This window comes from Lysinibacillus parviboronicapiens (assembly GCF_003049605.2).
Lineage (GTDB): Bacteria > Bacillota > Bacilli > Bacillales_A > Planococcaceae > Lysinibacillus > Lysinibacillus parviboronicapiens.
The window spans coordinates 2,770,390-2,794,669 of record NZ_CP073713.1 but is presented as its reverse complement, the minus strand read 5'-3'; the positions used below and the strand labels follow the sequence as shown (position 1 = coordinate 2,794,669).

Annotated in this window: 25 protein-coding genes and 4 pseudogenes; 17 read left to right on the top strand and 12 right to left on the bottom strand. The window is 33.0% G+C overall.

Annotated features, from left to right (window positions below; all coding sequences use genetic code 11):
• Positions 1-317: 317 nt before the first annotated feature.
• A pseudogene (locus C9J31_RS24315) lies at positions 318-410 on the top strand (IS3 family transposase); the annotation flags it as partial.
• A 47-nt stretch (positions 411-457) separates the two neighbouring features.
• On the opposite strand, the gene C9J31_RS13485 reads toward C9J31_RS24315, so the two are convergent.
• From C9J31_RS13485 to C9J31_RS13475, 3 genes are all read right to left on the bottom strand, one after another.
• Positions 458-790 carry a hypothetical protein gene (locus C9J31_RS13485; RefSeq protein ID WP_054770005.1) on the bottom strand — a complete coding sequence of 111 codons (333 nt, stop codon included), beginning with the start codon at positions 788-790 and terminating at the stop codon, positions 458-460.
• A 125-nt stretch (positions 791-915) separates the two neighbouring features.
• Complete coding sequence (locus C9J31_RS13480) at positions 916-1,308, bottom strand: hypothetical protein (RefSeq protein ID WP_107926520.1); 393 nt, start codon at positions 1,306-1,308, stop codon at positions 916-918.
• 27 nt (positions 1,309-1,335) lie between these two features.
• The gene (locus C9J31_RS13475; RefSeq protein WP_107926522.1) at positions 1,336-2,403 is read right to left on the bottom strand and encodes a hypothetical protein; all 1,068 of its coding nucleotides are present in this window, start codon (positions 2,401-2,403) and stop codon (positions 1,336-1,338) included.
• A gap of 1,357 nt (positions 2,404-3,760) precedes the next feature.
• On the opposite strand from C9J31_RS13475, the gene C9J31_RS13470 reads away from it, so the two are divergent.
• From C9J31_RS13470 to C9J31_RS13450, 5 genes are all read left to right on the top strand, one after another.
• On the top strand, positions 3,761-4,213 hold the full coding sequence (locus tag C9J31_RS13470; protein WP_107926526.1) for an OsmC family protein: 453 nt from the start codon (positions 3,761-3,763) through the stop codon (positions 4,211-4,213).
• Positions 4,214-4,743: 530 nt separating this feature from the next.
• Complete coding sequence (locus C9J31_RS13465) at positions 4,744-5,034, top strand: hypothetical protein (RefSeq protein WP_107951590.1); 291 nt, start codon at positions 4,744-4,746, stop codon at positions 5,032-5,034.
• 181 nt (positions 5,035-5,215) lie between these two features.
• The gene (locus C9J31_RS13460; protein ID WP_193767200.1) at positions 5,216-5,386 is read left to right on the top strand and encodes a hypothetical protein; all 171 of its coding nucleotides are present in this window, start codon (positions 5,216-5,218) and stop codon (positions 5,384-5,386) included.
• Positions 5,387-5,567: 181 nt separating this feature from the next.
• A complete protein-coding gene (locus C9J31_RS13455; protein WP_107951589.1) occupies positions 5,568-5,972 on the top strand; it encodes a pyrimidine dimer DNA glycosylase/endonuclease V in 405 nt (134 codons plus the stop codon).
• 911 nt (positions 5,973-6,883) lie between these two features.
• Positions 6,884-8,065 (top strand): NupC/NupG family nucleoside CNT transporter, encoded by a 1,182-nt coding sequence (locus C9J31_RS13450; RefSeq protein ID WP_107926530.1) that lies wholly within the window; start codon positions 6,884-6,886, stop codon positions 8,063-8,065.
• Positions 8,066-8,178: 113 nt separating this feature from the next.
• On the opposite strand, the gene C9J31_RS24310 is transcribed toward C9J31_RS13450, so the two are convergent.
• From C9J31_RS24310 to C9J31_RS13430, 4 genes and pseudogenes are all read right to left on the bottom strand, one after another.
• A protein-coding gene (locus tag C9J31_RS24310) for an IS3 family transposase (protein WP_420798456.1) occupies positions 8,179-9,752 on the bottom strand; the annotation gives its coding sequence in 2 pieces (ribosomal slippage) (positions 8,179-9,110 and positions 9,110-9,752; 1,575 coding nt in all).
• Positions 9,753-10,255: 503 nt separating this feature from the next.
• Positions 10,256-10,759, bottom strand: coding sequence for a DinB family protein (locus C9J31_RS13440; protein WP_107951318.1), 504 nt, complete (start codon positions 10,757-10,759; stop codon positions 10,256-10,258).
• A gap of 510 nt (positions 10,760-11,269) precedes the next feature.
• Complete coding sequence (locus C9J31_RS13435) at positions 11,270-11,476, bottom strand: hypothetical protein (protein ID WP_107951319.1); 207 nt, start codon at positions 11,474-11,476, stop codon at positions 11,270-11,272.
• A gap of 248 nt (positions 11,477-11,724) precedes the next feature.
• Positions 11,725-12,158 (bottom strand): annotated as a pseudogene (locus tag C9J31_RS13430) (manganese catalase family protein); the annotation flags it as partial.
• Between the two features lie 382 nt (positions 12,159-12,540).
• On the opposite strand from C9J31_RS13430, the gene C9J31_RS13425 reads away from it, so the two are divergent.
• Positions 12,541-12,681, top strand: coding sequence for a hypothetical protein (locus tag C9J31_RS13425; protein ID WP_193767176.1), 141 nt, complete (start codon positions 12,541-12,543; stop codon positions 12,679-12,681).
• Positions 12,682-13,551: 870 nt separating this feature from the next.
• The gene (locus C9J31_RS13420; protein ID WP_193767169.1) at positions 13,552-14,364 is read left to right on the top strand and encodes a nucleotidyltransferase domain-containing protein; all 813 of its coding nucleotides are present in this window, start codon (positions 13,552-13,554) and stop codon (positions 14,362-14,364) included.
• Between the two features lie 199 nt (positions 14,365-14,563).
• On the opposite strand, the gene C9J31_RS13415 is transcribed toward C9J31_RS13420, so the two are convergent.
• Positions 14,564-15,754: an MFS transporter gene (locus C9J31_RS13415; RefSeq protein WP_107951321.1), complete on the bottom strand. Its 1,191-nt coding sequence runs from the start codon at positions 15,752-15,754 to the stop codon at positions 14,564-14,566.
• A gap of 21 nt (positions 15,755-15,775) precedes the next feature.
• Positions 15,776-16,237: a MarR family transcriptional regulator gene (locus C9J31_RS13410; protein ID WP_107951322.1), complete on the bottom strand. Its 462-nt coding sequence runs from the start codon at positions 16,235-16,237 to the stop codon at positions 15,776-15,778.
• A 401-nt stretch (positions 16,238-16,638) separates the two neighbouring features.
• Here C9J31_RS13410 and C9J31_RS13405 point away from each other — a divergent pair, with 401 nt between their 5' ends.
• Positions 16,639-17,388: a class I SAM-dependent methyltransferase gene (locus C9J31_RS13405; RefSeq protein WP_107951323.1), complete on the top strand. Its 750-nt coding sequence runs from the start codon at positions 16,639-16,641 to the stop codon at positions 17,386-17,388.
• Positions 17,389-17,948: 560 nt separating this feature from the next.
• Positions 17,949-18,077: pseudogene (locus C9J31_RS24395) on the top strand (aconitate hydratase); the annotation flags it as partial.
• Between the two features lie 262 nt (positions 18,078-18,339).
• Here C9J31_RS24395 and C9J31_RS13400 read toward each other — a convergent pair.
• On the bottom strand, positions 18,340-18,846 hold the full coding sequence (locus C9J31_RS13400; RefSeq protein WP_107951324.1) for a DUF2975 domain-containing protein: 507 nt from the start codon (positions 18,844-18,846) through the stop codon (positions 18,340-18,342).
• A gap of 257 nt (positions 18,847-19,103) precedes the next feature.
• Here C9J31_RS13400 and C9J31_RS13395 point away from each other — a divergent pair, with 257 nt between their 5' ends.
• The 5 genes and pseudogenes from C9J31_RS13395 to C9J31_RS13370 all read left to right on the top strand — a co-directional run bounded on the left by C9J31_RS13395 (position 19,104) and on the right by C9J31_RS13370 (position 21,582).
• A complete protein-coding gene (locus C9J31_RS13395) occupies positions 19,104-19,373 on the top strand; it encodes a hypothetical protein (RefSeq protein WP_107951325.1) in 270 nt (89 codons plus the stop codon).
• A gap of 94 nt (positions 19,374-19,467) precedes the next feature.
• Positions 19,468-19,809, top strand: a complete 342-nt coding sequence (locus tag C9J31_RS13390) for a Holliday junction resolvase RecU (RefSeq protein WP_342345593.1) — start codon at positions 19,468-19,470, stop codon at positions 19,807-19,809.
• A 50-nt stretch (positions 19,810-19,859) separates the two neighbouring features.
• Positions 19,860-20,033, top strand: a complete 174-nt coding sequence (locus tag C9J31_RS13385; RefSeq protein ID WP_193767170.1) for a hypothetical protein — start codon at positions 19,860-19,862, stop codon at positions 20,031-20,033.
• An 11-nt stretch (positions 20,034-20,044) separates the two neighbouring features.
• Positions 20,045-20,757 (top strand): annotated as a pseudogene (locus C9J31_RS13375) (hypothetical protein).
• A 378-nt stretch (positions 20,758-21,135) separates the two neighbouring features.
• Entirely contained in the window at positions 21,136-21,582 is a 447-nt protein-coding gene (locus tag C9J31_RS13370) for a hypothetical protein (RefSeq protein ID WP_238602204.1), read from the top strand.
• A 50-nt stretch (positions 21,583-21,632) separates the two neighbouring features.
• On the opposite strand, the gene C9J31_RS13365 is transcribed toward C9J31_RS13370, so the two are convergent.
• A complete protein-coding gene (locus C9J31_RS13365; RefSeq protein WP_107951329.1) occupies positions 21,633-21,932 on the bottom strand; it encodes a hypothetical protein in 300 nt (99 codons plus the stop codon).
• Positions 21,932-22,135, bottom strand: a complete 204-nt coding sequence (locus tag C9J31_RS13360; RefSeq protein ID WP_054550329.1) for a helix-turn-helix transcriptional regulator — start codon at positions 22,133-22,135, stop codon at positions 21,932-21,934. Before C9J31_RS13360 ends, C9J31_RS13365 begins: the two co-directional genes overlap by 1 nt.
• Before the next feature lie 521 nt (positions 22,136-22,656).
• On the opposite strand from C9J31_RS13360, the gene C9J31_RS13355 reads away from it, so the two are divergent.
• On the top strand, positions 22,657-23,571 hold the full coding sequence (locus C9J31_RS13355; RefSeq protein WP_107951330.1) for a Kiwa anti-phage protein KwaB-like domain-containing protein: 915 nt from the start codon (positions 22,657-22,659) through the stop codon (positions 23,569-23,571).
• A gap of 24 nt (positions 23,572-23,595) precedes the next feature.
• A complete protein-coding gene (locus C9J31_RS13350; RefSeq protein WP_107951331.1) occupies positions 23,596-24,225 on the top strand; it encodes a hypothetical protein in 630 nt (209 codons plus the stop codon).
• The last annotated feature ends 55 nt before the right edge of the window (positions 24,226-24,280 follow it).

Sequence of the window (24,280 nt, the reverse complement as noted above, 5' to 3'; positions counted from 1 at the left end):
AAATCTATTTATTGAACAGAGCATTACGCAATGCTATTGTGATAATTCATTTATTCATATAAGCTTCTATAATATTTACTGAGTCACATCAACTAGATGTGGCTCTTTTTAGCATTTCATGAGAGATCGTGCTGATAAATTTACACATCAAAAGGGGCTGATTTCGGCAGAAACAGCCACAACGTCGTCACACCTACAGCTTCTCGCGCGAAAGCTATTGATATGAAATACACGAGATGAGGCATTCTGCTTCGTTTTCATTTATTTGGTTTGCCTCAAGAACGCTGGAATTGAAAACGTCTTCGTCGGGACCTTGAACAATAATTGAATACCACAATCACAAATGGAGTAAGGAGAAAATAAAAGGATTAAGTCCGGTACAATACCGAACTCAATCCTTCAAAGTTGCTAAATTAGCTTCACTTCACATATATTATTTTGATCTTTGTTTAAACTTTTATTTGATAGGTATTCGAAGTCCTACGAATGAAGCGATAGTTAAAATAGAAGTAATAGCCCCTAATATAGCATTCAATTTCTCTAATGGTTTTTTAGCTTTCTCTTTATCACCATTTTCTAAATGAGTTTGAAGTAATTCAAAATTGGCTTCTGCAATATCTCGTTGTTCATCTGATAGGCGTTGAATATCTTCGTGAAGTAGCTTCAAAGCATTCATAATATCATCTGAATGACCAGCTATCCCTTGGTTTAGGGTACCATTGTTTTCAATCGTTATATTACCTTTGTTTTCTCCAAAAGTTAAACCACCATATTTACTAGATTCGCTCATATAACCATCTCCTAAAATTATTGTTAAACTCCCAAGCTTTGATACTAAATCTAATAATTGACCAGAATTTTCTTTTTCTAAGTTATTGATAATGTCTCTTAAACTCTCTGGTTTATTTTGCTGTTTTAAACCAACATAATGCGCTTTGTTATTGTTTTTTTTTTTGATAAATTTTCTTTAAAATCCTCACTTAATTCAATTATTGGAATCGTGTCTAAAGGATTAACACAATTTTCGGATCCGCAATACTTACAAGTAATTTCAGGATCAATACTATCCAGTTCATATTTAGCAACAGTTAAAATGTTTCGATTGCATTCTTCACAGAGGAACTCTAATTTTATGATAAGCGCTTCTTGTTTTTCTAATTCAGATAATTTATCAATAACTACTCCAAGAGGTAAGTCAGTTATTTTTACAATATAACTATGGTAAAATTTTTCAATTTTACTTTTAGCAATTGCCTCAAGTGCATTATTAATTTTTTGAGAAATTTCCCATGGTTTTAAATTGCTCACAACTTTTACCTCACAGAATAATTTTTGTTAAATCAATTTTTCCCTAATATAATGCAATACATGCTCAGATGCGAATACATTAAATTTAAATGTCTTTGTCGTTAAACCAATTTTTATAGAATATTCTTGGACCACGCCACCAACACTATGCTCAAATATTATAGATCCTTTTTGTTTGGCTAGGTAAGGTTCTAAATAATCATATAATGGTAATCCTCTAAGTTCTCTAATACTACCTAATCCTATTGTTTCAAGACCACTTAAAAGTAACATCGTAAAAGGTGTTGTTTCTAATGTACCGATAATATCCTCACTATTCAAGTTCTGCTCAAGAATGGATAATTCACCCTTAGTATAGTATTCATCAATGGCAGAAAGTATACTTACAAATGATTGACCATGTGTTTCTTCAAATGTATTTACTATCCCTGCTGGTCTTCCTATAGCATCAATAAGCTTTCCTTCAAGTACATCAACTAAAGAATCAAGAGTACCACCGTATCTCTCTAAGAAATCATACTGTTTGAATTCATATTCCTTATCCACTATTTTAGCTAACCCAGCAATAACTTTCTTAGCAACAGCAGAACTTGCTCGTACTTCGATTATTCCCTTAACTTCATCAATATAAACTGTTGTTATTTCGTGTCTAATGTATTCTCTACGGTTAGCTAAAAAGTAATCAACATTTACCCCTGTTCTATGAATAAATCTTAAATAATAAGCTTGTGACCCGTCAATTTCGGCAGCTGCAATAATTGTAGGTTCATCCGGAATATTCTCGCTATCTGGAGTAATGACTGTTTCAAAAGGATTAAATGGCATTTTATTAATAATACATTGTTTAAGCCCTGTTAAACCAGCTTGATTTGTAGTTTGATACCAAACTAAAGAAACGACTCCAGAAAAAATGTTATTACTTATTACTTCCAGCGCATCACCTTCAATATGCTCAAAAGCGGTCCACACTCTACTTGTTAATTCATTTATATTCCCTGTTGATTCTAAAGTCATGCCATTACAGACTTCTTTTAGTAGCGCTTTGTTTAACCTATTCAAGTCCTGGGGGAAAATCAAAGATTTAATTGTATTCATTTTTCACCTCTGGAATTATATAGTCGATTTTAATAATATATTCTATATATTACCATAAAAAGATAATTATTTGTTAAGAATGACAAAAAAACATAAATAAGTATTATTTGTATTATCGTTGAGATTTGATTTCTTTATTTCCTTATTAGAACATATGCACGTAAAAAGGATTTATGCCGTTATTTTAGAAAAAATAAAGTTGGAAAAATACTCATTATAGTAGTGGAGTAAGCTGAAGTCCAAGTCGGTTGAAGTTGTAAATAAAGCAATGTAAAAATTTAATGTATCTATCGTAGTTTAATGACTGCACAATTTGAGGGTTAAACGAAAAAAGAGCGATTAAAATATCGCCCTAAAAAATTCGTAAAACCCCATATTCATTGGTAGAGCCCACACGAAGAAACCAACAAGGGCGACAGGACCAATAAAAAAATTATAAATCTTTGTCGGTAAGATTTTCCCGAATAGTAGCTTGTAGATGACCACACAAACTACCATTACAATAGGTAGCAGAATCATCGGTGGTATTAAATATAGCAGACTTCCAACCACTGAAATCCATGAAAAGATGTCCATAGCATGACCTCATTATGTATTTTTAAGATGATTACTTGTTTCCTTTTTAAGTTCTTCAACCCGTTTGTTTTTTTAACTTTTTAATCTTAGGATCAGAAGATTGGCAAATACCAAAAAATAAGCAAAAGAAAAAGCGACAAGTGAAAGTGTTTTCTAAAAAAGATAATTAGAGTGACAAAGGAAAACTAATGCTAGTTAATCTACGAATGACATTGGAAAAAGTTTCGGCATTTTAATATTGCGCTGGACGAGGAAAACAGAATAGGAAAAGGGTCACTCGGACGAAAGTAACCCTCCATATAAAAAGTGCGGAAAGCTATATTAGCATTGCCACCCTATTATTAATATGATGTGATAGCTATTTTTGTATAGTTAATTGCCTGAGAAATAAATTAAAAAAGTCGCAGCATTTCTGACGCCACAGCTTAGTATGGTTCTTGTCCTGTTGACGGTTCGTCAGTAATTCCCCATCTTAGCAGGGCACAGGGTAAACTTAACCTATATCGGCAAAAAAGATGTAAAAGAATTAACTCGTTAACTACACTAGGCAAACAAGTAGTCCCGCGACAAAATGTGTAAGTACATAAGAATGAAGGGGAGTTTGATGCAATAACCAACTGCAACACGCAAAATACGGTGGTAATCTACCATGTACAAGTTCAACTCTAAATGGCACGTTAAGTTCACATCAATTATTAAAATTAGATCATGAGTAGTTGACTAAAGCAAGAGTTAAAAGTAATATAAATGTAAAATTAGCAATAATAGGGAGGTTTTTTATATGGCAATTACAACGTTTAAGGCAAACACATATTTAAAAGAAAAGGTTTTGGTAGAAGCAGATGTAAGAGGACATAAAATTATTATTGATGAACCAAAGGAATTAGGTGGGGATAATCAAGGTGCAAACCCTGTAGAACTCCTTCTTGCTGCTTTAGGTGCATGTCAATCAATAGTAGCAAGAACTTTTGCACATAAATTTGATATAGACCTTCAAAATTTATGGGTTGAATTAGAAGGAGACCTTGATACAGATGGCTTTTTAGGAAAATCCGATGTGAGGCCAGGGTTTTTAGCAATTCGATATACTTTTCATATCGAAACGAATGCATCACACGAAAAGGTAGAGGAATTTAAAAAATTCATTGTAGCCCATTGCCCTGTAGGGGATACGATTGCTAATACAGTAAATGTTGTTTCTTCAGGAATTGTTATGGACAATCCTATAATTTAATGGAATTGGTGTGATTTTCGGAATCCATGGCCGGCCATATTTAGACATTATGCAAAACTTCTACTAATTATATAGGTTTACCATAATAGACGAGCCTTTATCCCGAGCGGGGATGGAGGTTATTTTATTGGAGAAAATTGTGCCAATCTAGTCTCTATTGGATTATGGTTGTGTGAACGGTGAAGATGATGGAATACCAAAATTTTAGAAAAAGCATCGTCGAAGGCGTACTGGATGATCGAGTTACTTGTAGAGTTTGAGGATAAATTTCTGTTCCTTTTTAGTTCTTCGATGCGTTTTTCTAATTTTTTAATCTTCATGTCAGTAACGCAATAACTGTTATTATAACATTTAGGAGGGTAAACCTAAGAAACAGGGCAAAGCCATAGAATATTTATTACTGTTGGTGAAGAATATAGTTGAATGGTTAAATTAAAGAAATATTGATCAAATAAATAATTGTTTTTTAGAATAATAAAATGAAACTATTTAACTTGCTATTCGTACAAAGGTTAAAGGAGGTGTAAACTATGACGTTTGGTGGATGGATGATTCTTACTTTTGCAATTGTATGTTATCTACCTTTCTTTATCTGGCTTGCTGCTAGTTATTTGAATAAATCAAAAAGAGATAACAACAAAAGACAAAATACTTTTTGGGCATTGTTGGTGATAATGGGATTAATAAATTCTATAAATACTTTTTACTTTAATATTAACGATACATATTCTTTTGCAATAACAATTTCAGTTATTCTATTATTTAGCCTATATATGTTAATAATCGTATTAAAAGATAAAGGGAAGATAACAATAGGCTAAGCCTTAAAAGGAACAAATGTAACCGCGGACGTTACTTGGTGAGAAGTGTCGGTGGAAGGTTTTCTGCAAGTATTCCTAGTGCCTTGTAAAAGCTTATCTGGTTAGAAATATAGAGATGTACCTAGTGATATATTAAATGGTATAATTTACTTTATTTGATAGGTAGTAAGGGGGCATAATAGTGAATTATGAAGTGGCAGTTGCTTATGGGAATGAAGGTTTAATTAAAAAAAATGTAAATGGTGTAGATGAAATCGTTGTAGAAGATGAGGCATACTTTTTATACGATACAAATGGGGACATGATTTTTAGTGCACCGATAATAAGTGTAGTTTACATTCAAAATGTTTAGTGTTAGTCTGTTAGACCGCTCAAGGGAGTAGCTTTTATTGTATCTGTAAATAATATGTATCCTATCATTGTCAATCGGTAACAAACGAACACGCATAAAAAACTCAGGTAACCAGAGGAACCTGAGTTTTTTTGTTAATTAATAAGTGTATCAGCAGTATGCAAATAAGGAGAAATAAAGAATGAGATTATGGCATGTGGATTTATTAGAGTATCTACCAAAAGGACAACTACTTTCCCAGTGGAGAGAATTAAATAGTATATTTGCCAAAGAAGATAAACACATATTAATTAATTATATATACGAATATCCTAAAGATGATTTGTATGTTTATACAGAAAAAGTAATGGATGAAATGAAGAAGCGTGATTATAAAATTAGAACATACGAGAAAATGAATAAATACTTTGAAGATTTGGCGTCAGTTAAGAAGGTTAAACCCTTTAACAATCATCACGACATTGAATATCTTCAAATTTGCTATTACAATCTAAAGGAAAAGTTTATCCGTGGTCAGAAAGATTATGAAGAGGATATGTACCATAATTTATGTAAGTACGTCAATGACAGGCTGTTATCTCAATAAGAGATTATTAAGAGTTTGACTATTGGCTTGCTATATTTTGCAACAAACAATATTTTTATACCTATTTGGTGTACATTTTTTTATGAATTTAGGAGTACACTATTATTCAAATACAGTATCTTAAGTGTAAAAAAATAACATAATTATTTATATTTAGACCTCAACCGATTTTTAGTTGTGGTCTTTTTACTGCACTTTTAAATCTTTCAAATTTGCATATGTGACTGTATATTTATACAAATTAAGATGGAGCATAATGCCCTTTTTCAATAAAAGTAACTCTTTTAAAGATTGTTGTTATTCAAATAACGCAGCAGGTTTGTTTAATATTTCTTAATTTAGGTTTTTTCAAAACGATGGACATAATATATCAAAAACCTCACACAATAAAAAAAGAGTTTCTATTATGGACCATGTTTTTTTTAAAAGGATTCCTTCTTTATTTATCTTAGTTTTCATTGCAGAAAAAATGAACTACAACAACATCTGTAGTTTACCATATCAAATACGATTATAAGGCAATATTTTGGGGAATGAGTTATGTATAAAAGGACTTTTGCGGATATAGAATTTCGAGAGGTAATTTAGGGGCTACTTTTATGATTCCTGCTATAAAAAATGTAAAAGAGAAGAACGAAGTCTTCAAATAGAAAAACATTTCTCCGCCTATTTTTAGGTATTTGTGGTATACGTATGCCTTGTGGCATACTTTTTTTCTTTTTACTATTGAATAGCTAGTCAAAAAACTGTTATAGTGAAATTGTTTGTCTGACGTCTGACTAGTTATTTTCTTGTTAAGATATTTGGCTGTACTTCAAATTTCAATATTGGAACATAATGAACGAAAGAATGTCTTTGTAGTCTTGGGTTCGAACGCCCAAAAATTATCATATCTATTTATGGAGGAACTTATGAGATACTTAATATCCCTTTGTGGATTGTTACTTGTTTTTGCTTTAGCTCTGCTGATGAGTAAAAACAAAAAAGAAATAAAATATAAAAACATAATGATTATGTTAATCATCCAATTTCTATTGGCCGTATTACTGCTAAATACAAAGTTTGGTTATATTCTTATCAAAGGATTTACAAAAGTATTTGATCATTTATTATCTTACGCAAGTACGGGCATAACCTTTGTTTTTGGTGGTTTAGCGAATGAAGGTGAGTATTCCTTCTTCCTAAATGTGTTGTTACCAATTGTTTTTATATCTGTATTGATAGGGATCTTGCAGCATTTTAAAATTCTTCCTTTCGTCATGAGATGGATAGGTTTACTTTTAAGTAAAGTAAATGGTATGGGGAAATTGGAATCCTATAATGCAGTTGCTTCTGCAATGGTAGGTCAATCTGAAGTATTCATTACTGTGAAAAAACAATTAGATAAGATTAGCCCACAGCGAATGTATACATTATGCGCATCAGCAATGTCGACCGTTTCGATGTCAGTTGTTGGAGCATATATGACTATGATTGAACCAAAATATGTTGTAACAGCGATTGTCTTAAACTTGTTTGGCGGATTTATTATTGTTTCGATCATTAATCCGTATACAGTGGAAGAAAGCGAAGATATTTTAAAAATTGAAGATGAGCATAAGCAATCTTTCTTCCAAATGCTTGGGGAATATATTATGGATGGATTTAAAGTAGCCATCATTGTTGGCGCTATGCTTATCGGTTTCGTAGCATTAATGGATTTAATCAATTCACTATTTGATATGATTTTCGGTATATCTTTCCAAGACATTTTAGGTTATATATTTGCACCAATTGCTTTCCTAATGGGTGTACCTTGGGCAGATGCTATTACTGCCGGAGGAATTATGGCAACCAAATTAGTAACGAATGAATTTGTGGCAATGATAAGCCTTGGAGAAGTAGCGAATTCTATGAGTGCACATACACTGGGCATTATTTCTGTATTTCTTGTATCCTTTGCAAACTTCTCATCTATCGGTATTATTGCCGGAGCAGTAAAAGGGTTGAATGAAAAACAAGGGAATGTAGTTGCTCGTTTTGGCTTAAAGTTGTTGTATGGCGCCACACTTGTTAGTATCCTAACGGCTACAATTGTTGGTTTGGTTATTTAATTTTAAAAAGAAGCAGTTGCTGCTATATTGTTTGAACTGCACCCCAATTGTTAGACACAATCTAACAATGAACTGCTCCCTGTCAAGTAGACAGTGGAAATAATAAAAATGCTTTACGCGGCTTGAGACCTGAATTCCAAGGGGCTCAAGCTGTTTAATTTTTCTTGATAGCGCTCTGAATTATAAAACGAAATGTATCCTAAAATTGCTTTTTTTAGCGCTTCATATGTATCATATTTATTTAAATAGTATTTTTCGCATTTGAGCGTACCCCAAAAAGCCTCGATTGGTCCGTTATCGATACAACGTCCCACTCTAGACATACTATGTACCATCTCGGCATCATCTATCATACGTTTGAAAAGTTTTGAAGTATATTGATAACCACGATCGCTATGAATAAGTGGATGCTCATCCTCTTTTAATTTTTGTATGGCTAGTGTCATCGTTTGAAAAACAAGTTTATTGTTATTCGAGTGCCCTAATACATAACTCACAATCGAATTATCGTATAAATCAATAATGGCGCTTAAATAAGCCTTTTTACCATTCTCATATTTAAATTCCGTGACATCTGTACACCATTTTTGATTCGGTTTATCTGCTTTGAACTTGCGACTGAGTATGTTTTCTGCTACATAATCTGGATTCGATTTACGATATTTTTTTCGTTTTCGACGAATCACCGATTTTAATCGACACATTTTCATCAAACGATAAATACGTTTTTTATTTACCTTCGGTAAATCTACTTTTTCACGATGACGATTGATTGTAAGTGTGATGCGACGATATCCATAAATCCCATCTACTTGTGTATAAAGGTACTGAATTGATTCTAGAAGCTGTTCATTCTCGATTTCTCGTGCTGATGACTGACGGTTCAACCACTTATAATAAGCAGCACGTGTAACATCGGCAATTTCACATAATAAAATGATTGGCAGTGCTTCCTTCGCTGCTAATTCTTGAATGGCAATATAACGGCTATGTATACGGCTTTTACTTAACGACGCCTCCTTTCGATTTCCTCTAACTTTTTTAAGAAGAGATTTTCTGCACGTAATCGTTCATTTTCACGTTCCATACGCTGGATTTCTAAACGAAACTTGTCTTCAGTGCTTAACTCTTCTTCTAACTTTGTACGCCCACGGCGATCATGCAAGCCTAATTCCCCGTATTTTTCGAATTTTTTTACCCATTGATATACTTGTTGGTAAGAAACCGCATATTGTTCAGCTGTTACTTGATAATTCTTATCGTTGGCAATACAAACTTGTGCTATTTCAATGCGCTCTTGTACTGTTGTTTTTCTACCTTTAGTCATAGTTTGGCTCATTCCTTTACCCGAATCTTTTAATTCACTATGACTAGTATACTTTTTTATCCAATTCCTTAAAACCGATCTACTAGAAAGTCTATACTTTCTTACAACCTCTCTTAATGAAAATTCGCCTGAAAGATAGTCTCGGACAGCCGCTAATTTTAATTCCTTAGCATAACGATTCTGCTGGTTTAATCGTTCAAGACCCTCTTCTCCAAAATAACGATAATCATTTTGCCAATCTTTAATCGTATCACGATGCACTTTATATAATTCGGCAACTTCATTAAGAGTAAATTGGCCAGTATGATAAAATTTTAAAATCTCTAATTTTTCTTCTTTTGAAAAACTACACGTTCTCATAAAAAAATCTCCCCATTTGATAAACAGATTTTATTTTTTAATCTGTCTACTTAATGGGGAGCATACCACAATTGGAGGTGCAGTTTTTTTGCACTTCATGAATGGCTAGCGGCTCAGTTAAACTGAACGAGAAAAATAATCCTGTTATGCACAAGAGCACTATTATAGCGATAAAAGAAGCGACAATACAAAGTTATGACACTGCTTAAGGTGATTCCATCAAACATCCTAAGAAGATCTTGCATAACAGAAAAGTATATGGGGCTCTTTCATCATCATTAGCATGAAATCACTAGACAACTACTGTATCCGTAAACTAACACCACTTTAATGTTGGGGATTAGAGAGTTATCTTGATTGGGCTTTTGACAAAGCAGCAGCTGCACGAGGTAATTAATACTCAGCTAAACCATTTTGTAGAATGAAAAAAGAATCTATTTTGAAAAAAATTCTATCAAAACAGATTCTAAAAAAGTTTCATCACTTTAGTTTATTTTATTGAACTACATTTGCGGAGCTTCCATACCAAACTTTGTCCATTCCTCTTTTGACGGTCCATAAATACCTGGAACAACTAATCCTGCCTGTCGCATAAGAACTGTCATTTGTCCTCGATGATGGCATTGGTGTTGGATTAAAAACATTAAAAGTGAACCATTTAGTATCTGTTGACCTAGAAAGTCAATACTTTCATTCATTGTACTGTCAGTCCATTGGGTTTGTAATGCCTGTACAAATGCCTTACAAACTTTGTGATAGCTGTCTGCAATAAATTGAGCCGAAGTAGGAACGGGATAATCTTTCGTTGGGGCTTCGAACGTTATGTTTGTATTTGAAGTGATAATGCGTATAGCAGTAACGGTATGCCAAGCAATGCGTCCTAAAGACCAATTTTGTAATGTTATTTCCTGTTCAAGTGATTCATCAGTTAAATTGTTGAGTAGTCTTTGTGTAGCACCCGCTTCGAACTCCCAAGATTTCATAAAATGCTCTAAGGTTTGGAACATAAAGAACCTCCTAAAAGTAAGTTTTTATGCATCGTTTGTTCAATTATACTCTCCTTGAAGCACAATTAAATTATATTTTGTTACAAAAAGTTTAATTTTATCCATAATCAGTATAATTTAACTAATGCAAAACATTCATTAAGTAAACAGTAAAAGCTACTAAATAATATAATGATTAAGTGAAGTTTTAAAACTTATAGTTCAGGAGTGGGTACTTTGGAAATGTTAATAATGGCTATAGTGGTTACTTTTATTTTCGGTAGCTTTTCCTACATGTTGTTGAAGCATCCTGAGAGTGTTTTAACGGTGAGTTCCTTTTCAGAACAACTCTCTAGGAAACCAATTTTAACAAAGTTCCTAAAGTTTATGGGCTGGTGGTGTTTATTACTTGTGATAGGAATATGGATTATAGCAATAATTTCTTTATTTGAATGAGATTATGATTTTTTTAAGAAGTGAAACCAGTTAAAGGTCACTCGGCAAAGTGACCCTAGGAATAACTATGAGAGACTATTTGAATTTTTCAGGTTTGGCTACTTTCAAGGAAGTCACTTCCCCACAATTTTTGCAAAATGACAAAATAAGTGGGGAACCAGAAGCTATTAAAGATCCTATGGGTCTAACGTTACTATCTGTAGTAAAACTACTATGACCAAGTTGTCCAGTAGCAAATGAGTCGTTACCACAGGTCTTACAGATATTTAAATTATTTTCCATAATATCACCTCATTATGTGATTTATGTAAATTTTAACGTAAAAAGACTCGCTGATCTTACAGTTGAAGAAAAGAACTACTTAAATGATTGGGTTTATCCAAAATTCAGGTAGTGGGATAGCGTTGAACAAAAACATCTTGGGGCGATGTTAGAGGAACTATCCCAAAACTAATATATGTTAAAGAGGATAACAACATTACCACTATAAATACGTAGAAAACCACGATTTTAAAATGGGGAGCATTTTTCTAATTATTCATATCTTTAAGCCCTGGGTTGTGTTCATTTGGCATCTCTGGCATAACTGGCACCGGTAATCCTTCTGGGGGAGGCGTTACATTCAGTGTTCCACCATTTCTACTTGGGGGTTGGCCTTGGAAGATCTCCCGATACGTGTAGGATCTAATCTAATGTTAAATTGACATTATGATAGCCCATTTCAACAAACTTCCTACACTCAGGATATTTATTTATCTCAAAGTTCGGTACTGGGAATAGCTTCCCAAATCTACACCCAAAGTTTCTAATGCTTTGGCAAATGCATTCTAATGAGCATTATCTCGCACTATTAGGAAAGCAAGAGTTTCCCTAAATGTTTGATTAGAACTCATTTCATAAATACGTGTTTTCGAAGTACACCAGTTGACTCAAGTACTAAATTATCTAATAAATCTGCCATGAGTTTCCGTTAAGTATTCCCATGCTACACCTACTTTTCTAGTTTTGGCCATTATTCAAACAAGGATAGGATGGATGAAATTAATTCATAAAAAACAAGCTGATTGAGGACGACCGTTTAACTTCTTTTCAGCAGAAGTCTCCCACCTCTATAGGTGGTGAGATGAATGCGGATTTAAGTTGCTTTTCAGCGGGTGTACAAACATCCGCTGAAATAAGTTAAAAGCCTCCGGCGGATGTCACGGAAATCGAAAAGGAGTTCTTTGTGCAAGTACAAAGCCGATTCTGGACGCAATAATGTCGAGGCATTATTGATAGACAGAAAAAGGTACTTTCCAGTATAAATTACTCCTAAGAGGGCAAATTACTTTTTGGAGGTGAGAATTTTGACAAAAGAAAAGCAAAATAAAAATGAATTAGAGCAAGAGGAATTTGGATTAGAATTAAATCCTGAAGATTTAGAAGTACGTGAAGAAAATGAACAAAAGAAAGAACAAATTAATAAACCAAATAAAGAAAAAAAATAAGAGAAAAAAATACCACAATCTTCGGGTTGTGGCATTTCTAATAAAGTGGACATAAAAAAAGCTATAACGACAAGGTTCGTTACAGCTTAAGCAGTATGTGAGAAAAATCTCATGGCCTATTTAACTTAACCAGAATCGATGGTTTTATACATAAAAAATTATTAAAATCATGTCAAATAATTATTTATATCAGGACTGACAGTTACCATAGGTTAATAGGTGTAACATCTAAAACATTTTAACAGGATTAATGAATTGAATAGAAATCTTATTAGACGTGATACCCTTTTAAAAAAGCCGCAGCGAGTCAAGTCTCTGCAGCTTTGAAGTAGTGTGAGAACACTATAGACATTCTAAGATGCACCGATTTTTGTTTATTTATACATCAAAAAAGCCACAGCGTGTATTATAGGGGGCAAACAAGAAGTTTGTATAATATCTATCATTGGATGGTGCATGCAGTAAACGAGCTTCGTAACGGTCTAATTAAAAACAGCGAAGTACAGACTGGAAGCAACTTTACCAAAGGGGCAATAGGGAACGTGTAATATGTAATAGGATGCTAGACGCTCGAAATATAGCAAAAGATTTAAAGATTACAAGCCTAAGGTTGTGGCGGTGCAAGAACGTATCGATAAGGTACACACCGTGCAAAAATGAAGGACTGTTGTAGATATGAAGGGAGTTCAAGGCGGCGTTGATAGATCAACATATGGCCTTATCCTCCAAGTATTGGGCGTATAAAGCACAATAAAGTGAAAGACAGAGCTTCTTGCCCCTTATTACTTTTAACTTAAAATTAACCGACTGATTACCATAAATGGTAAAATGTATTATAAGTTTTTATGCAAATTAAAAAGGAGAGTTTCTATGAATGTGAGAGTTCCTACCCCAGTTCAAAATATTTTAAATGACTATATATCTAATTTTCAAAAGCAAATTCCTCATACACTAGAAGCGCTATATTTACACGGTTCAATTGCCCTTAATGCTTACACTGAAGGCTCTAGTGATATTGATTTTATAGCAGTTATGAAGCGCTCCTTAACTGAATCAGATATGAAAGTAATAGCTGTGCTTCATAAAGATTTAAATCAAAAATATAAGAAAATAGCAATGGACGGGAGTTATCTACCAGTTGATAGTGTCGGTAAGAAACAAGCTGAGGTGAAAAATTGTTTATACGTAAATGAAGGCAAAATAAAATGGAGTAATGATGGCATTAACCCGGTTACTTGGTGGATTTTAAAAAACAATGGGATTACCATAATGGGTCCCGATGTAACCACATTAGATTTTAATGTGGATGAAAGTATTCTAGTTGATTATGTAAAAGAAAATATGAATACCTATTGGTTAAATCGATTGAAAACAATGAAAAAATATAAAACCATAGCGTTTCTGATACCCAACCAATTTATTGATAGGGAAGTAGCGTGGTCTATTACGGGAATGTTACGGCAATTTTATACTCTAAAAGAACATAACATCGCTTCAAAAATAGATGCTAGCAGTTATGCAATCAATCATATACCTGAAAGATGGCATAACATTATAAACGAAGCAGTAAATATTCAAGAAGGTATAAATAGACGTTCTTGTAAGTCGAAAAAACAACGTATTGACGACACAATCCAATGTATGAATTACATTCTTAATACTTGTAATAGTATGAATGAATAAGCTAAATTTACGATTCTGCAAGACGCTAATGCAGAAGGGATTTGGTAAGTATGACAAGGGCAGCGTCAAGGACGTCAACCCGTTAAGAAGATGAGCCAAAGAGAAATTAAGGCAAAATGTTCTATCTAGGGGAGACGAGATGAAAATGTCATTTACTGCTGCTCTTGTTAAAACTATTACAGTGATATAAACATTTTTGTTACATCGTTCTATTCTTTAAACTCGGATACTGGAATGGAGAAATAAGCAAAAGCAAAACGCCCAAAAAAATAAAGATGAGGGTACTTGGCAGAACTAGACTTAATCCGGTAAACATCCCACCGATGGCCATACCTGCATACCGGATGAAATTAAACAGACCTAAGGCAGCTCCTCTATGTTCGCTATATGCATTACTTAGTACAGTTGAAAATAGTGGAGGGGCAAATCCAACTGTTAAGCCATACATAAACAACAGGATACTAAGTCCAATTAATGATTTGGTATGCAGAAAACCAAAGGCTATAATTAACAAGGGCATGAAAAATAAAACAGTGATAAACAGCTTGTTCAATGCCACTTTCTTTTGTATTTTTTTAAAGATAACACTCCCCAAAATCATACTAACAGTTAAAGGTAAGTACAATAAACCAATGTTTTGCATCGATACATGATAATGATCGTTGAGTAATAGCGGTAAAAAGACAAGAATGGCAAAGTAAATGAAAAAGATAAAAAAGCTTACCGTCATCGTAATAAAACCTACACGATTCAATAAAATAGCTCGATAGATTTGGGTAAAGCTACTAGACTTTTCTTTTCTGTCTTTTCTTTTTCCGTTGTTAGGAAATGCATACATAATAAACATAAGCAATATGACGGCAATAAGAAAAAGAAATAGAAAAATCCCTTGGTAGCCATAATGTTCCCCTAATATTCCTCCTAATATTGGAGAAACTGCTGGGGCAAGGGTAAGTACTATTTGATAAGTACCCATTGCGCTCCCTCTTGCTTCTCCTTCAAATAAATGTGAAATCATATTTATCGTAACCAAGGGAATAATACCAGCACCTATTGCTTGAACAATTCTAAAAACCATAAAGAGCATAAAGTTGGTTGTGAACGCGCAGATGATGGTCGAAATACAAATTAAAAAGAAACTAAAGATTAACAACCGTTTTTGATTCTTTGTATCTACCACCGTTCCTAAAAAGATTTGAACCATCGCGATAATAAAAATAAAGCTACTGACAGTAAAATTCACCCAATTAATTGATACGCTAAAGGAATCTCGAATAAGCGGAATTACCGGTGTATAAATATTTTGATTTAAAGAAGCGAAGAAACTGCTTATACTTAACAAATACAACGCTAGTATTTTCGTTTGAGATAGAGATAGTTTTCGAGACATACATATTCTCCTTTTATAGCTTTAATGTGACTTAATGTTTTCAGTAATTGCGTTTAAAAATCGAATAATGGTCTCTAATTCCGTTGGATTAAACTCTTCAAAGATACGCAAATAACGATTTTTTGCCTGCTCATGTAATTGATCATGAATAAGTGCAAGCATCTCTCCTGATTTAGTGAGAAAATAATAAACTTCTTTTTTATTATCTCCGTGTTGTGTTTTTTCAAGGACATTATGTTCTAAGAGCTTCTTTACTGCTTTTGTAATCGCTGGTTTAGATACTTTTAAAACTTCCGAGAGCGTAGTGTTATTTGCCTTTCCTTTCTCTTTAATTGCTGCAACGATGTGTAATTGTGTCAGTGTCCAATCTGAAACAATTGCTTCTTCCTGACTTACTTTCATTCCTTTTCTTCTTCTATCAGCCGATTCTCTTTCTGTAATTAATTGCTGCAAGGCTTCTATAGCATCATTTTTTCTATCCATTTGTTTCACCTATCTTCATTGTAATTTCATTATTGTTAACCGGTTAATAATTAGGATTATAAATTTTAAACTTTTTTATGTCAATCTATAACTATGTTTTTAAGGGGATGTTTTATAAATTTGATTTTAATAGTTAACCAGATAACAAAAAACACTGTAGTATTTAAGTGATGAATGCTAATCATACTTCACTCAAGTTTTGAAGAAGTTATTTATGGAAATAATACACATTGAAATAAGTGAATTAAATCCACGAAAGGTATATAATGTTAATATATTGTATAGAAAGTGAGTGATTTAATATGATAGTCAGCTCTTTATCTACATCTAACAAATTTGAGGTGCGGAAGGTTTAATAATTCAATTAAAGTTCTTCCGCATATAAAATCGGAGGGAAAGAAATGTTTAGTTATTACGGTGCATTATGTACAGAAGTATATGATTTTACCAAGCCAGAGGGGTATTCAATTGATGGTGATATTGAATATTATCTTGAAAGATTAAAAGGGACTAGAGGGAAGATACTTGAAGCTTGTGTCGGGTCAGGACGATTCTTAATCCCTTTACTTGAAAAGGGATTAATTGTTGATGGCTTTGACTATTCACCTGAAATGTTAGATTCTTGTCGGAAAAGATGCAGAGAAAAAGGCTTAAATCCGAAGCTATATGAAGGTAACTTAAGTAGTTTTTCTTTAGAATCAAAATATGAAGCTATTGTTATACCTACAGGCTCCTTTTGCTTGATAGAGAATGCAACAGATGCTTTGAAATGCTTTTATGATCATCTTATTCCAGGAGGACGCGTAATAGTTGATCTACAGATCCCAAATAATTGGCGTACAGGAGAAATTACTACATCAACCTTTCCTCTTTCTAACGAAGAAGGCATTTTATTAGAAAACAAATCAATTGAAATCAACTGGGTCGACCAATATACCTTATCTTATTTAAAATACGAGAAATGGAGAAAAGGTAAGCTAGTAGACACAGAATTACAGAAGTTTGCAATGAGATGGTACGGAATCGAAGAATTTAAACTTATATTAGAAAGCATTGGTTTTTCTGATATTACTTGTTCTGCCGATTATACTTACAAAAAGCAACCATCAAAAGAAAGCCAACTCATTACATTTGAAGCTATACGAAAATAATACAATCGCACATTTATGAAACTAGATATCTGCAAAAGAACTGAGCATTATTTCTTGCTTAGTTCTTTTATTTATATAAAAAAGACTTTTAACTAAACCTACTAAAAGCTTGTGAAGAATAATCCTTAAACAGGGGCTTTAGTTAAGGCTGTTTTCTCAAAAGATTGTTGTTATTCACCTAACGTCGTAGTTTAGTTGATATGAAGAGTACCGAGCAAAAATGGCATTGGATGAAGAATGCCAAATAGCATTTAAATTTGCAGAAGTGAATATACGTTAAAGCCGATGGAGTTGCTTAAGCAGCTCTTTTTTTCTTGTTGAACGGGTGCTTTAGTTAAATATTCAAGATTTACATAAGTTCAAAACATAAAGACAGAGTTGATTCTACATATTTTTGGTAGATTAACTCTGTCTTTATGTTTTACAGCAACCAACAAAAGTGGCACTCATGCTTATCAATAGAGATGATCCGAAACACACGTTTTAGCGGTTGTTCCAGCCCTTCATAAAAAGCGTAAAGTAGTATGATTAGCTTTGAGCAAAGGTGACTACTTCATAAATTTGTAGTTTATGATATGTCCGTTCAATCATTACAGCGAGACTACAAGGTGATTGAAAACCTTAAAATGAGCAAAGTATATTTGCCTATACTTGATAAACTTTTAGACGACATATCACAAGAATGTTAAAACGCTAAGAGGTTGTTGGCCAAAGATAAAATTAGAGTAGTGCGTTGGGAAAAGACTGATGAATACTTTAGCCATCTCGTTATTGCCACAGCTGGCGATGATCAGTGTTTACTTTACTTATGCTAATATGGCATTGAAACGCAGGTGGAGAAATTATTATTAAGTATCCAAAATAAATAACCTAGATAGTTTAATTACCATTCATTCCTTGTTTTACTTGTTTTTTTGTCTTTTTGTCTTAGCTCTCATGAAAAGTATCACGCTAATTAAATTTTCTCAAACCGTTATTATTTTTTGACTTAATATCTGAGACATTTTTTAATGGCTTTTGAAGTGCATCCACAATGGCTGCGATGATACTTGTTGCTAAAATACCCATTAGACTTAGTGATATAGGACCTGCTGGGTCGTCTCCTGTGATTTTAGCAAGCACCTTTAAGCTTACTATTCCTAACAAAATGAGGAAAATGACTGTAAAAGCACATTTTTTTATAACCTTCAAAGATTTAAGGGATAATTCAGAGAAAGCATTGTTTTTTTCGATATAGGTTAGTAGTTTAAATGCTTGATACAATGCAACAGAAAACGTAATACAGAATCCATATGCACATACTAAAAAGGGGATTAGGAAATAAGCCGTATCTGGATGTACCTTTGCATCTTTAATGGCTATCTCAGGCAACCAATAGATACATAAAGCAAGCATTGCAATTCCAATCAGAAAAATAATTACCTTTAAGAAAGTGGTTGAACCTTGTTTAACATTCATTTAAAGCACCTCACTTATTAATGACAACATGATTTTATTACATTTTTTATCGCTTTTCAATAAATTTGTATTGTTTTTTATTATATTATTGTTGTTATTGAAATATCCTTTTGCTTTTAACAAAAATAAAGAGCACTTCTCATTACAAAGAGCAAGAACTAAAAGCAGGGGTGAAACCAAATGCACCTAACGACATTTCAATTGAACAGCGAGAACTACCACTCGAATGAGGTGAACCAGCACAGGAGGAAAAAACTATGGATTATGCAAGGTTTTTTGAATTTAGTGAACCGTATTACGCGTTAATTATGGCAACTTCAAAGGAAGAAGCTAAAAAGGTGTATGTTGAAAATGTTGCTGATGATGAAGGAGATTTAGAGTTTACTGAAGTCAATGATTACTATGCTGTAGCAAGATTCGCTTACGGAAAAGGTGAAGACGGTAAACAGCCTCCGTTTAATGAAATATTAGAACAGCTAAAAGGCAACCAATCTGAATTGTTGTTGATTGATGCAAGTTTAATTTAACCAAATACACGCTGCCGGTAGAACAACACTATAAAGTTTTATCAGCAGACTACTAGTGCTAACAGGAGGGCAAACATACGAGCAAAAAAAATAGATCATATGCAAATCGTTAGCGACATTTGAATGCTTAATCAATATGGCAAACAATAAACATCGCAGTAAAGGTGTAGCAAATATACGTAAAGTGCCTACGCCAATACAGATTACAAAAGACAAAGTACGTTTTGTCATAGGAATCAAGGAAAATACTGGATGGGTTGTTTATACTGGTGTATACAATGGACCAGCTATTGCCTTTGATGCTAAGGAAACAAGTATCGCAAATTTACCGTTTTATAAAATCCATCTGACTACAAAGCTGATCCATTGTATTACTTATAAGCCCTTAATGAAAAAATGCAAATTAATTCCATTAAATGCTTTGGATGAAAAATAGACTTTAACCACAGTATAAGCTCGTACTAATTAATACAAGGAGGTTACAAGATGATTTTTAATGATATTTGGCAAGCGGACATGGATGGAAACGGATTAATGCCTTTAATTAAGGGCGTAAGTGACAATGAACAGAATGAAGAAATGGGGTTTGTAATTGTTAATACTAACCCATTTCCGGAGGGAAGAAATTCTAATAGTACAGATAGACAAGCAATGTATTAGAAACTGTAGTTATACCTGAAAGTAAATTAGCATCTTATGAATTATTCAAAAAACTTCATGACAATTATGACTGGAGACGTGAACATGATGATCCTACGCCACAGGAAGAATTAGATGAAGTAGATGAATTTCTAAATTTTGTTATTGAAACACAACCAATGAAAATAGCACGGGATTATGCAGTTGAAAATGAGAAAATTAAATCTGATGCATCAGATGAAGACTGGAAAGATTTGTTAAAAAAATATGGTTTAGGCAATATTATCATAATAGTACTTCAGCATTTGAACATGTATTTATTGGTGAAGAGGGTCGTGGAAATAAGTTAGATGGTCACCATTCATGGTATCACTATTATATAAACGATGGTCCTTATGAAAAAACGCATCAAGAAGATGTGATTTTATTCTTAAAAACTGTTCAAGTAAATAGTCGTGCTGAAATGAGCAATAAAGCTGAAGTGATTACAATAAGATATGAGTATACGGAAAAAGATAATGAAGGTTCAAAAACATTAATAAAACAAACGGGTGGATTTTTTGTTGGACTTAGTACAGAAGGGCTGTTAGCTATGGGTACTGTAGGATTTCTTTATGAACCGGATGTGGAAAATATACAAATAACAATAAACGACGAAAAATATACATTGGCAGTTTTTAAAACACAGGATGGAGATAAAAATCTGCGTACTTTCTACCCGAAAATTCCTCAAAGAAATAATTAATCCTATAATTTTTACTATTAAGTAAAGTACAGCAGAAACTAATTCACGAATTAGGTTGCTGAACAATATAAGGAAATAACGAAAAAATTTGGTGGGTATATACCCACCAAATTTTAGTTAATTGAACTTTTTTGATATTAAAAAAACAAGAACAAATGAGGTAAGAAGAAATATCTAAAAAGGTTTGTATGTGCATTCCAAAAAAACGGAAATAACACAAGTCACACTCCAAACAAAAGTGATAAATCGAACATAAGCCGCCTTCACATTTTTATACAAATTATAACATATTAGTAGATTCGGAAAAGAAAAAGCCGCAGCGTGTTCAGACGCTACAGCCTAGAATTGGTTCATGCCCTTTTAAGGCTTGTCAGATAAATGAATTATATCATAAACAATTTAGGGGGCAAACAAGGGCAAACAGAGTTAAATCGTTATCAGTTGGACAAGGCAATCAAGAAGTATCATGACAATATGTGTAAGTACATGAGAATGAAGGATGAGCTTGATTCATTAACAGCGGCGGCATCTACAGCTAAGTATGGTATTGAGGCAACAATGCCAAAAGCCGTTGGTGGCACAAGTGATCCAGTTCATGCGCATGTTCAAATCAGAGCTTCGCGCGAAGTACGTATAAACAAGATCAAAGACGAATTACTTTTGGTTCAAAATTTAACAAGCAAGGTAACTGGCGACATAGAGCAAGAAGTACTTTATTGGTTGCTAGAGGGCATGCCTTTCCGTTGGATTGGTGCAAAGCTTAATATGAGTCATACAAGCGTACAGCGAGTACGAGAACGTGTTATTGATATGATGATGAATTAAACAATAATAACCCTGTCCTCATTTTAAGACAGGGTTTTTTACAAAATATTTTACACTCTCCGAACAACGGCCAAATAAATAGATGATGATATACTTTGAATGAAAAACACTAGCATTACATAATAAATAAAATATTCTTTATCTATTAATTTAAACATTGCTACTAGTGCTACTCCAATTAATATACCAACAGTTAGAACAGAATAAGAAAATGACTTGATTTTAAAGATGAGCATTTGACCTCTCTCATCTTGCGACTCCATCCTACGTTCAAATGTAGATTTGTAAAACTCTGCAATAATTACTAACACTGCTAAAACACAAATACTAATCGTAGCTACGTTAACCATTATTCATCCTCCACATAATTAAATACATCCGTTATTTCTTTCTCAAATGAATTAGCAATTTTAAAGGCTAGAATCAAAGACGGATTATATTTATTTTTCTCTAAAGCTGCTATAGTTTGTCGACTGACACCAACCACATCTGCTAATTGTTGTTGTGTCCATCCTTTTTCCGCCCTACAAATTACTAATTTGTTATTTAACAATAGCACCACCTCTTGTATAGATTGTAATTTATTTCTTACAAATTGTAAACTATTTCTTACATTATATAGAGTTGGTATTTTCAAGATGTTCCAAGTGTTACAAATGTGCCAGATGTTCCAAATGTTCCAAACGTATCAATTTGGGTAAGTTGCGGTGTAAACTAAAGGGGAGGTCGGACAGGTAAATGTTTCTTCTCTTGGTATTTATAAAATCCTAATTATTAGAGAAAGACAGACCGACGACCGACCAGCGATGAACAAATTTGTTCGGAGCATGACATACATGGCCGGCCATATTTTTAAAGAGATTAGGTATCTAAATAATATAAAGGGCTAAAATCAACCACCAAAATCTTTTTATCCCCTTTAAAGTTTTTGGTGATATTTGCTTGATTTTGTCTAAGGTATAAGCCAATATAAAGAGAACAAGAGTTCTTTATTGGTCGAAAAGTTTACCAATATCCCCAAATACTGTATGATGATACTAATAAATTCATAGAGAGTTAAAGGGGATAAAAAGAATGGATATTGTAGGGCTTAGACATTTTATTAGAGATTTCAATATTGATACAGGAAATATTTCTGTAAAACTTGTACAAAAAATAGATTGGGAATATGAAGTTTACGAACCAATAGTGCGAGAACAAATGCAAAGAGATTTAAAAGAACTATATACAGAGGTGCTCCAAACTAGATTATTTGAACTTCCACAAGAAGAATATAATCCAAATGTAGGCCAGGATGGATATCTATCAGTTGCTCCGTTGCATGTGGCACATGTTAATGATACTATCGAAAAATTAGAATCAGAGGAGAACATTCACGGGGACATGAATGAAATGAATCTAGACAATATAAATTTTTATTGTATTAGATTTACACAGAACACAGAATCGGTTTATATATTTCGACGATTTACGAAGATGAAAAAAATCAGACGAGGATTTACAACTTTTATAGAAGATAACACTTTACGTAAATTTGATAATGATCTTTTCATAGGTTTAGATAGAGATATTGATATATTAGTATATCAAGGAGAAATGTTAATAGTTAATAGGTTTGCATTACAAACTATTTTTAATCTTCATGATTATTTCACAAATAGAGCAACAGAGGCTTTAGATCATATTGAGAATGGAAACGTAATATCTAATTTCGAAGAATTTAGAGAGGATTGTTTAAATGATAGACAAGCCTCCAAAAGAATTACAAAAATTATTAATACGCCTGGACGGATTGAGGGATTCTTAGAGAATGCCAATCTACTTCCCAACGTGATAGCAGAGGCTGACTTAGAAATAGAACTTAATGAAGAGGGAAAAATTATATATACACGGAATAGACAGGTGCGAAGTCAAATACTTTTTTGTATCGCTGATGCCTATTACCTGTCGCTAATATTAAATCGTGTAGGCGAAGATATTTCGCAATAATAATGATTAGAACGGAGGGAAAGTATGAAGGTTAAAAGAAGAATTCAAAAAATACTTTTTTACCTTTCGTCTTTTATTCCATTATATTTATTATTATTTATTCAAAACATACAAATACGTGATAATAGTGGGCGATTTCTAGCGCCAAAGGAATTTTTTAGTCAATTTTTTCAAACGAGTACATCTGTTTCATTTTTTTGGCTGGGGCTGTTAATGTTAAGTTTACTATCTTTATTTGGGGTTTTTTTGTTTTTCTTAGTTTATACTAAAACAGAAGGAAGAATAGGTGAAATCAAAGATACTGAATTTGTAAGAGAGGATACTCTTGGTTATATAGTCACGTACATTGTCCCATTAGTAACTATGGACATTCAAAGTAACAGAAGTTTGGTAATTAACTTTATTCTTTTTATAATCATTGGTACATTTTACGTAAGAAATGATCAACTTTTTATGAACCCATTGTATAATGTTTTTGGATATAATGTTTTTTCTGCAGAGAATCAAATTTATATTACTAAAATAAGCAAGTCGAAGTTAATGATAATTGCAAAAAGAAATTTACAAGTAAAAAAAGTTAATCTAGTAGGGGATATTTATATATTAACTGAGCATCAACAAGGGAGAGAGAATCCCGATGATTTGTATGGTTAGATTAGTAAACAATATGAAAGCATGATAGTTTGATGCTGGTTATACATCTAATAAT

What these genes read in the sequence shown, in the direction of transcription:
- C9J31_RS13350 (WP_107951331.1), top strand. Translation starts at nt 23,596, where the DNA reads ATGAAGGTTAAAAGAAGAATTCAAAAAATACTTTTTTACCTTTCGTCT.
- C9J31_RS13450 (WP_107926530.1), top strand. Translation starts at nt 6,884, where the DNA reads ATGAGATACTTAATATCCCTTTGTGGATTGTTACTTGTTTTTGCTTTA.
- C9J31_RS13355 (WP_107951330.1), top strand. Translation starts at nt 22,657, where the DNA reads ATGGATATTGTAGGGCTTAGACATTTTATTAGAGATTTCAATATTGAT.
- C9J31_RS13440 (WP_107951318.1), bottom strand. Translation starts at nt 10,759, where the DNA reads ATGTTCCAAACCTTAGAGCATTTTATGAAATCTTGGGAGTTCGAAGCG.
- C9J31_RS13410 (WP_107951322.1), bottom strand. Translation starts at nt 16,237, where the DNA reads ATGGATAGAAAAAATGATGCTATAGAAGCCTTGCAGCAATTAATTACA.
- C9J31_RS13365 (WP_107951329.1), bottom strand. Translation starts at nt 21,932, where the DNA reads ATGGTTAACGTAGCTACGATTAGTATTTGTGTTTTAGCAGTGTTAGTA.
- C9J31_RS13420 (WP_193767169.1), top strand. Translation starts at nt 13,552, where the DNA reads ATGAATGTGAGAGTTCCTACCCCAGTTCAAAATATTTTAAATGACTAT.
- C9J31_RS13470 (WP_107926526.1), top strand. Translation starts at nt 3,761, where the DNA reads ATGGCAATTACAACGTTTAAGGCAAACACATATTTAAAAGAAAAGGTT.
- C9J31_RS13395 (WP_107951325.1), top strand. Translation starts at nt 19,104, where the DNA reads ATGGATTATGCAAGGTTTTTTGAATTTAGTGAACCGTATTACGCGTTA.
- C9J31_RS13370 (WP_238602204.1), top strand. Translation starts at nt 21,136, where the DNA reads ATGAATTATATCATAAACAATTTAGGGGGCAAACAAGGGCAAACAGAG.
- C9J31_RS13405 (WP_107951323.1), top strand. Translation starts at nt 16,639, where the DNA reads ATGTTTAGTTATTACGGTGCATTATGTACAGAAGTATATGATTTTACC.
- C9J31_RS13485 (WP_054770005.1), bottom strand. Translation starts at nt 790, where the DNA reads ATGAGCGAATCTAGTAAATATGGTGGTTTAACTTTTGGAGAAAACAAA.
- C9J31_RS13435 (WP_107951319.1), bottom strand. Translation starts at nt 11,476, where the DNA reads ATGGAAAATAATTTAAATATCTGTAAGACCTGTGGTAACGACTCATTT.
- C9J31_RS13400 (WP_107951324.1), bottom strand. Translation starts at nt 18,846, where the DNA reads ATGAATGTTAAACAAGGTTCAACCACTTTCTTAAAGGTAATTATTTTT.
- C9J31_RS13465 (WP_107951590.1), top strand. Translation starts at nt 4,744, where the DNA reads ATGACGTTTGGTGGATGGATGATTCTTACTTTTGCAATTGTATGTTAT.
- C9J31_RS13455 (WP_107951589.1), top strand. Translation starts at nt 5,568, where the DNA reads ATGAGATTATGGCATGTGGATTTATTAGAGTATCTACCAAAAGGACAA.
- C9J31_RS13385 (WP_193767170.1), top strand. Translation starts at nt 19,860, where the DNA reads ATGATTTTTAATGATATTTGGCAAGCGGACATGGATGGAAACGGATTA.
- C9J31_RS13475 (WP_107926522.1), bottom strand. Translation starts at nt 2,403, where the DNA reads ATGAATACAATTAAATCTTTGATTTTCCCCCAGGACTTGAATAGGTTA.
- C9J31_RS13415 (WP_107951321.1), bottom strand. Translation starts at nt 15,754, where the DNA reads ATGTCTCGAAAACTATCTCTATCTCAAACGAAAATACTAGCGTTGTAT.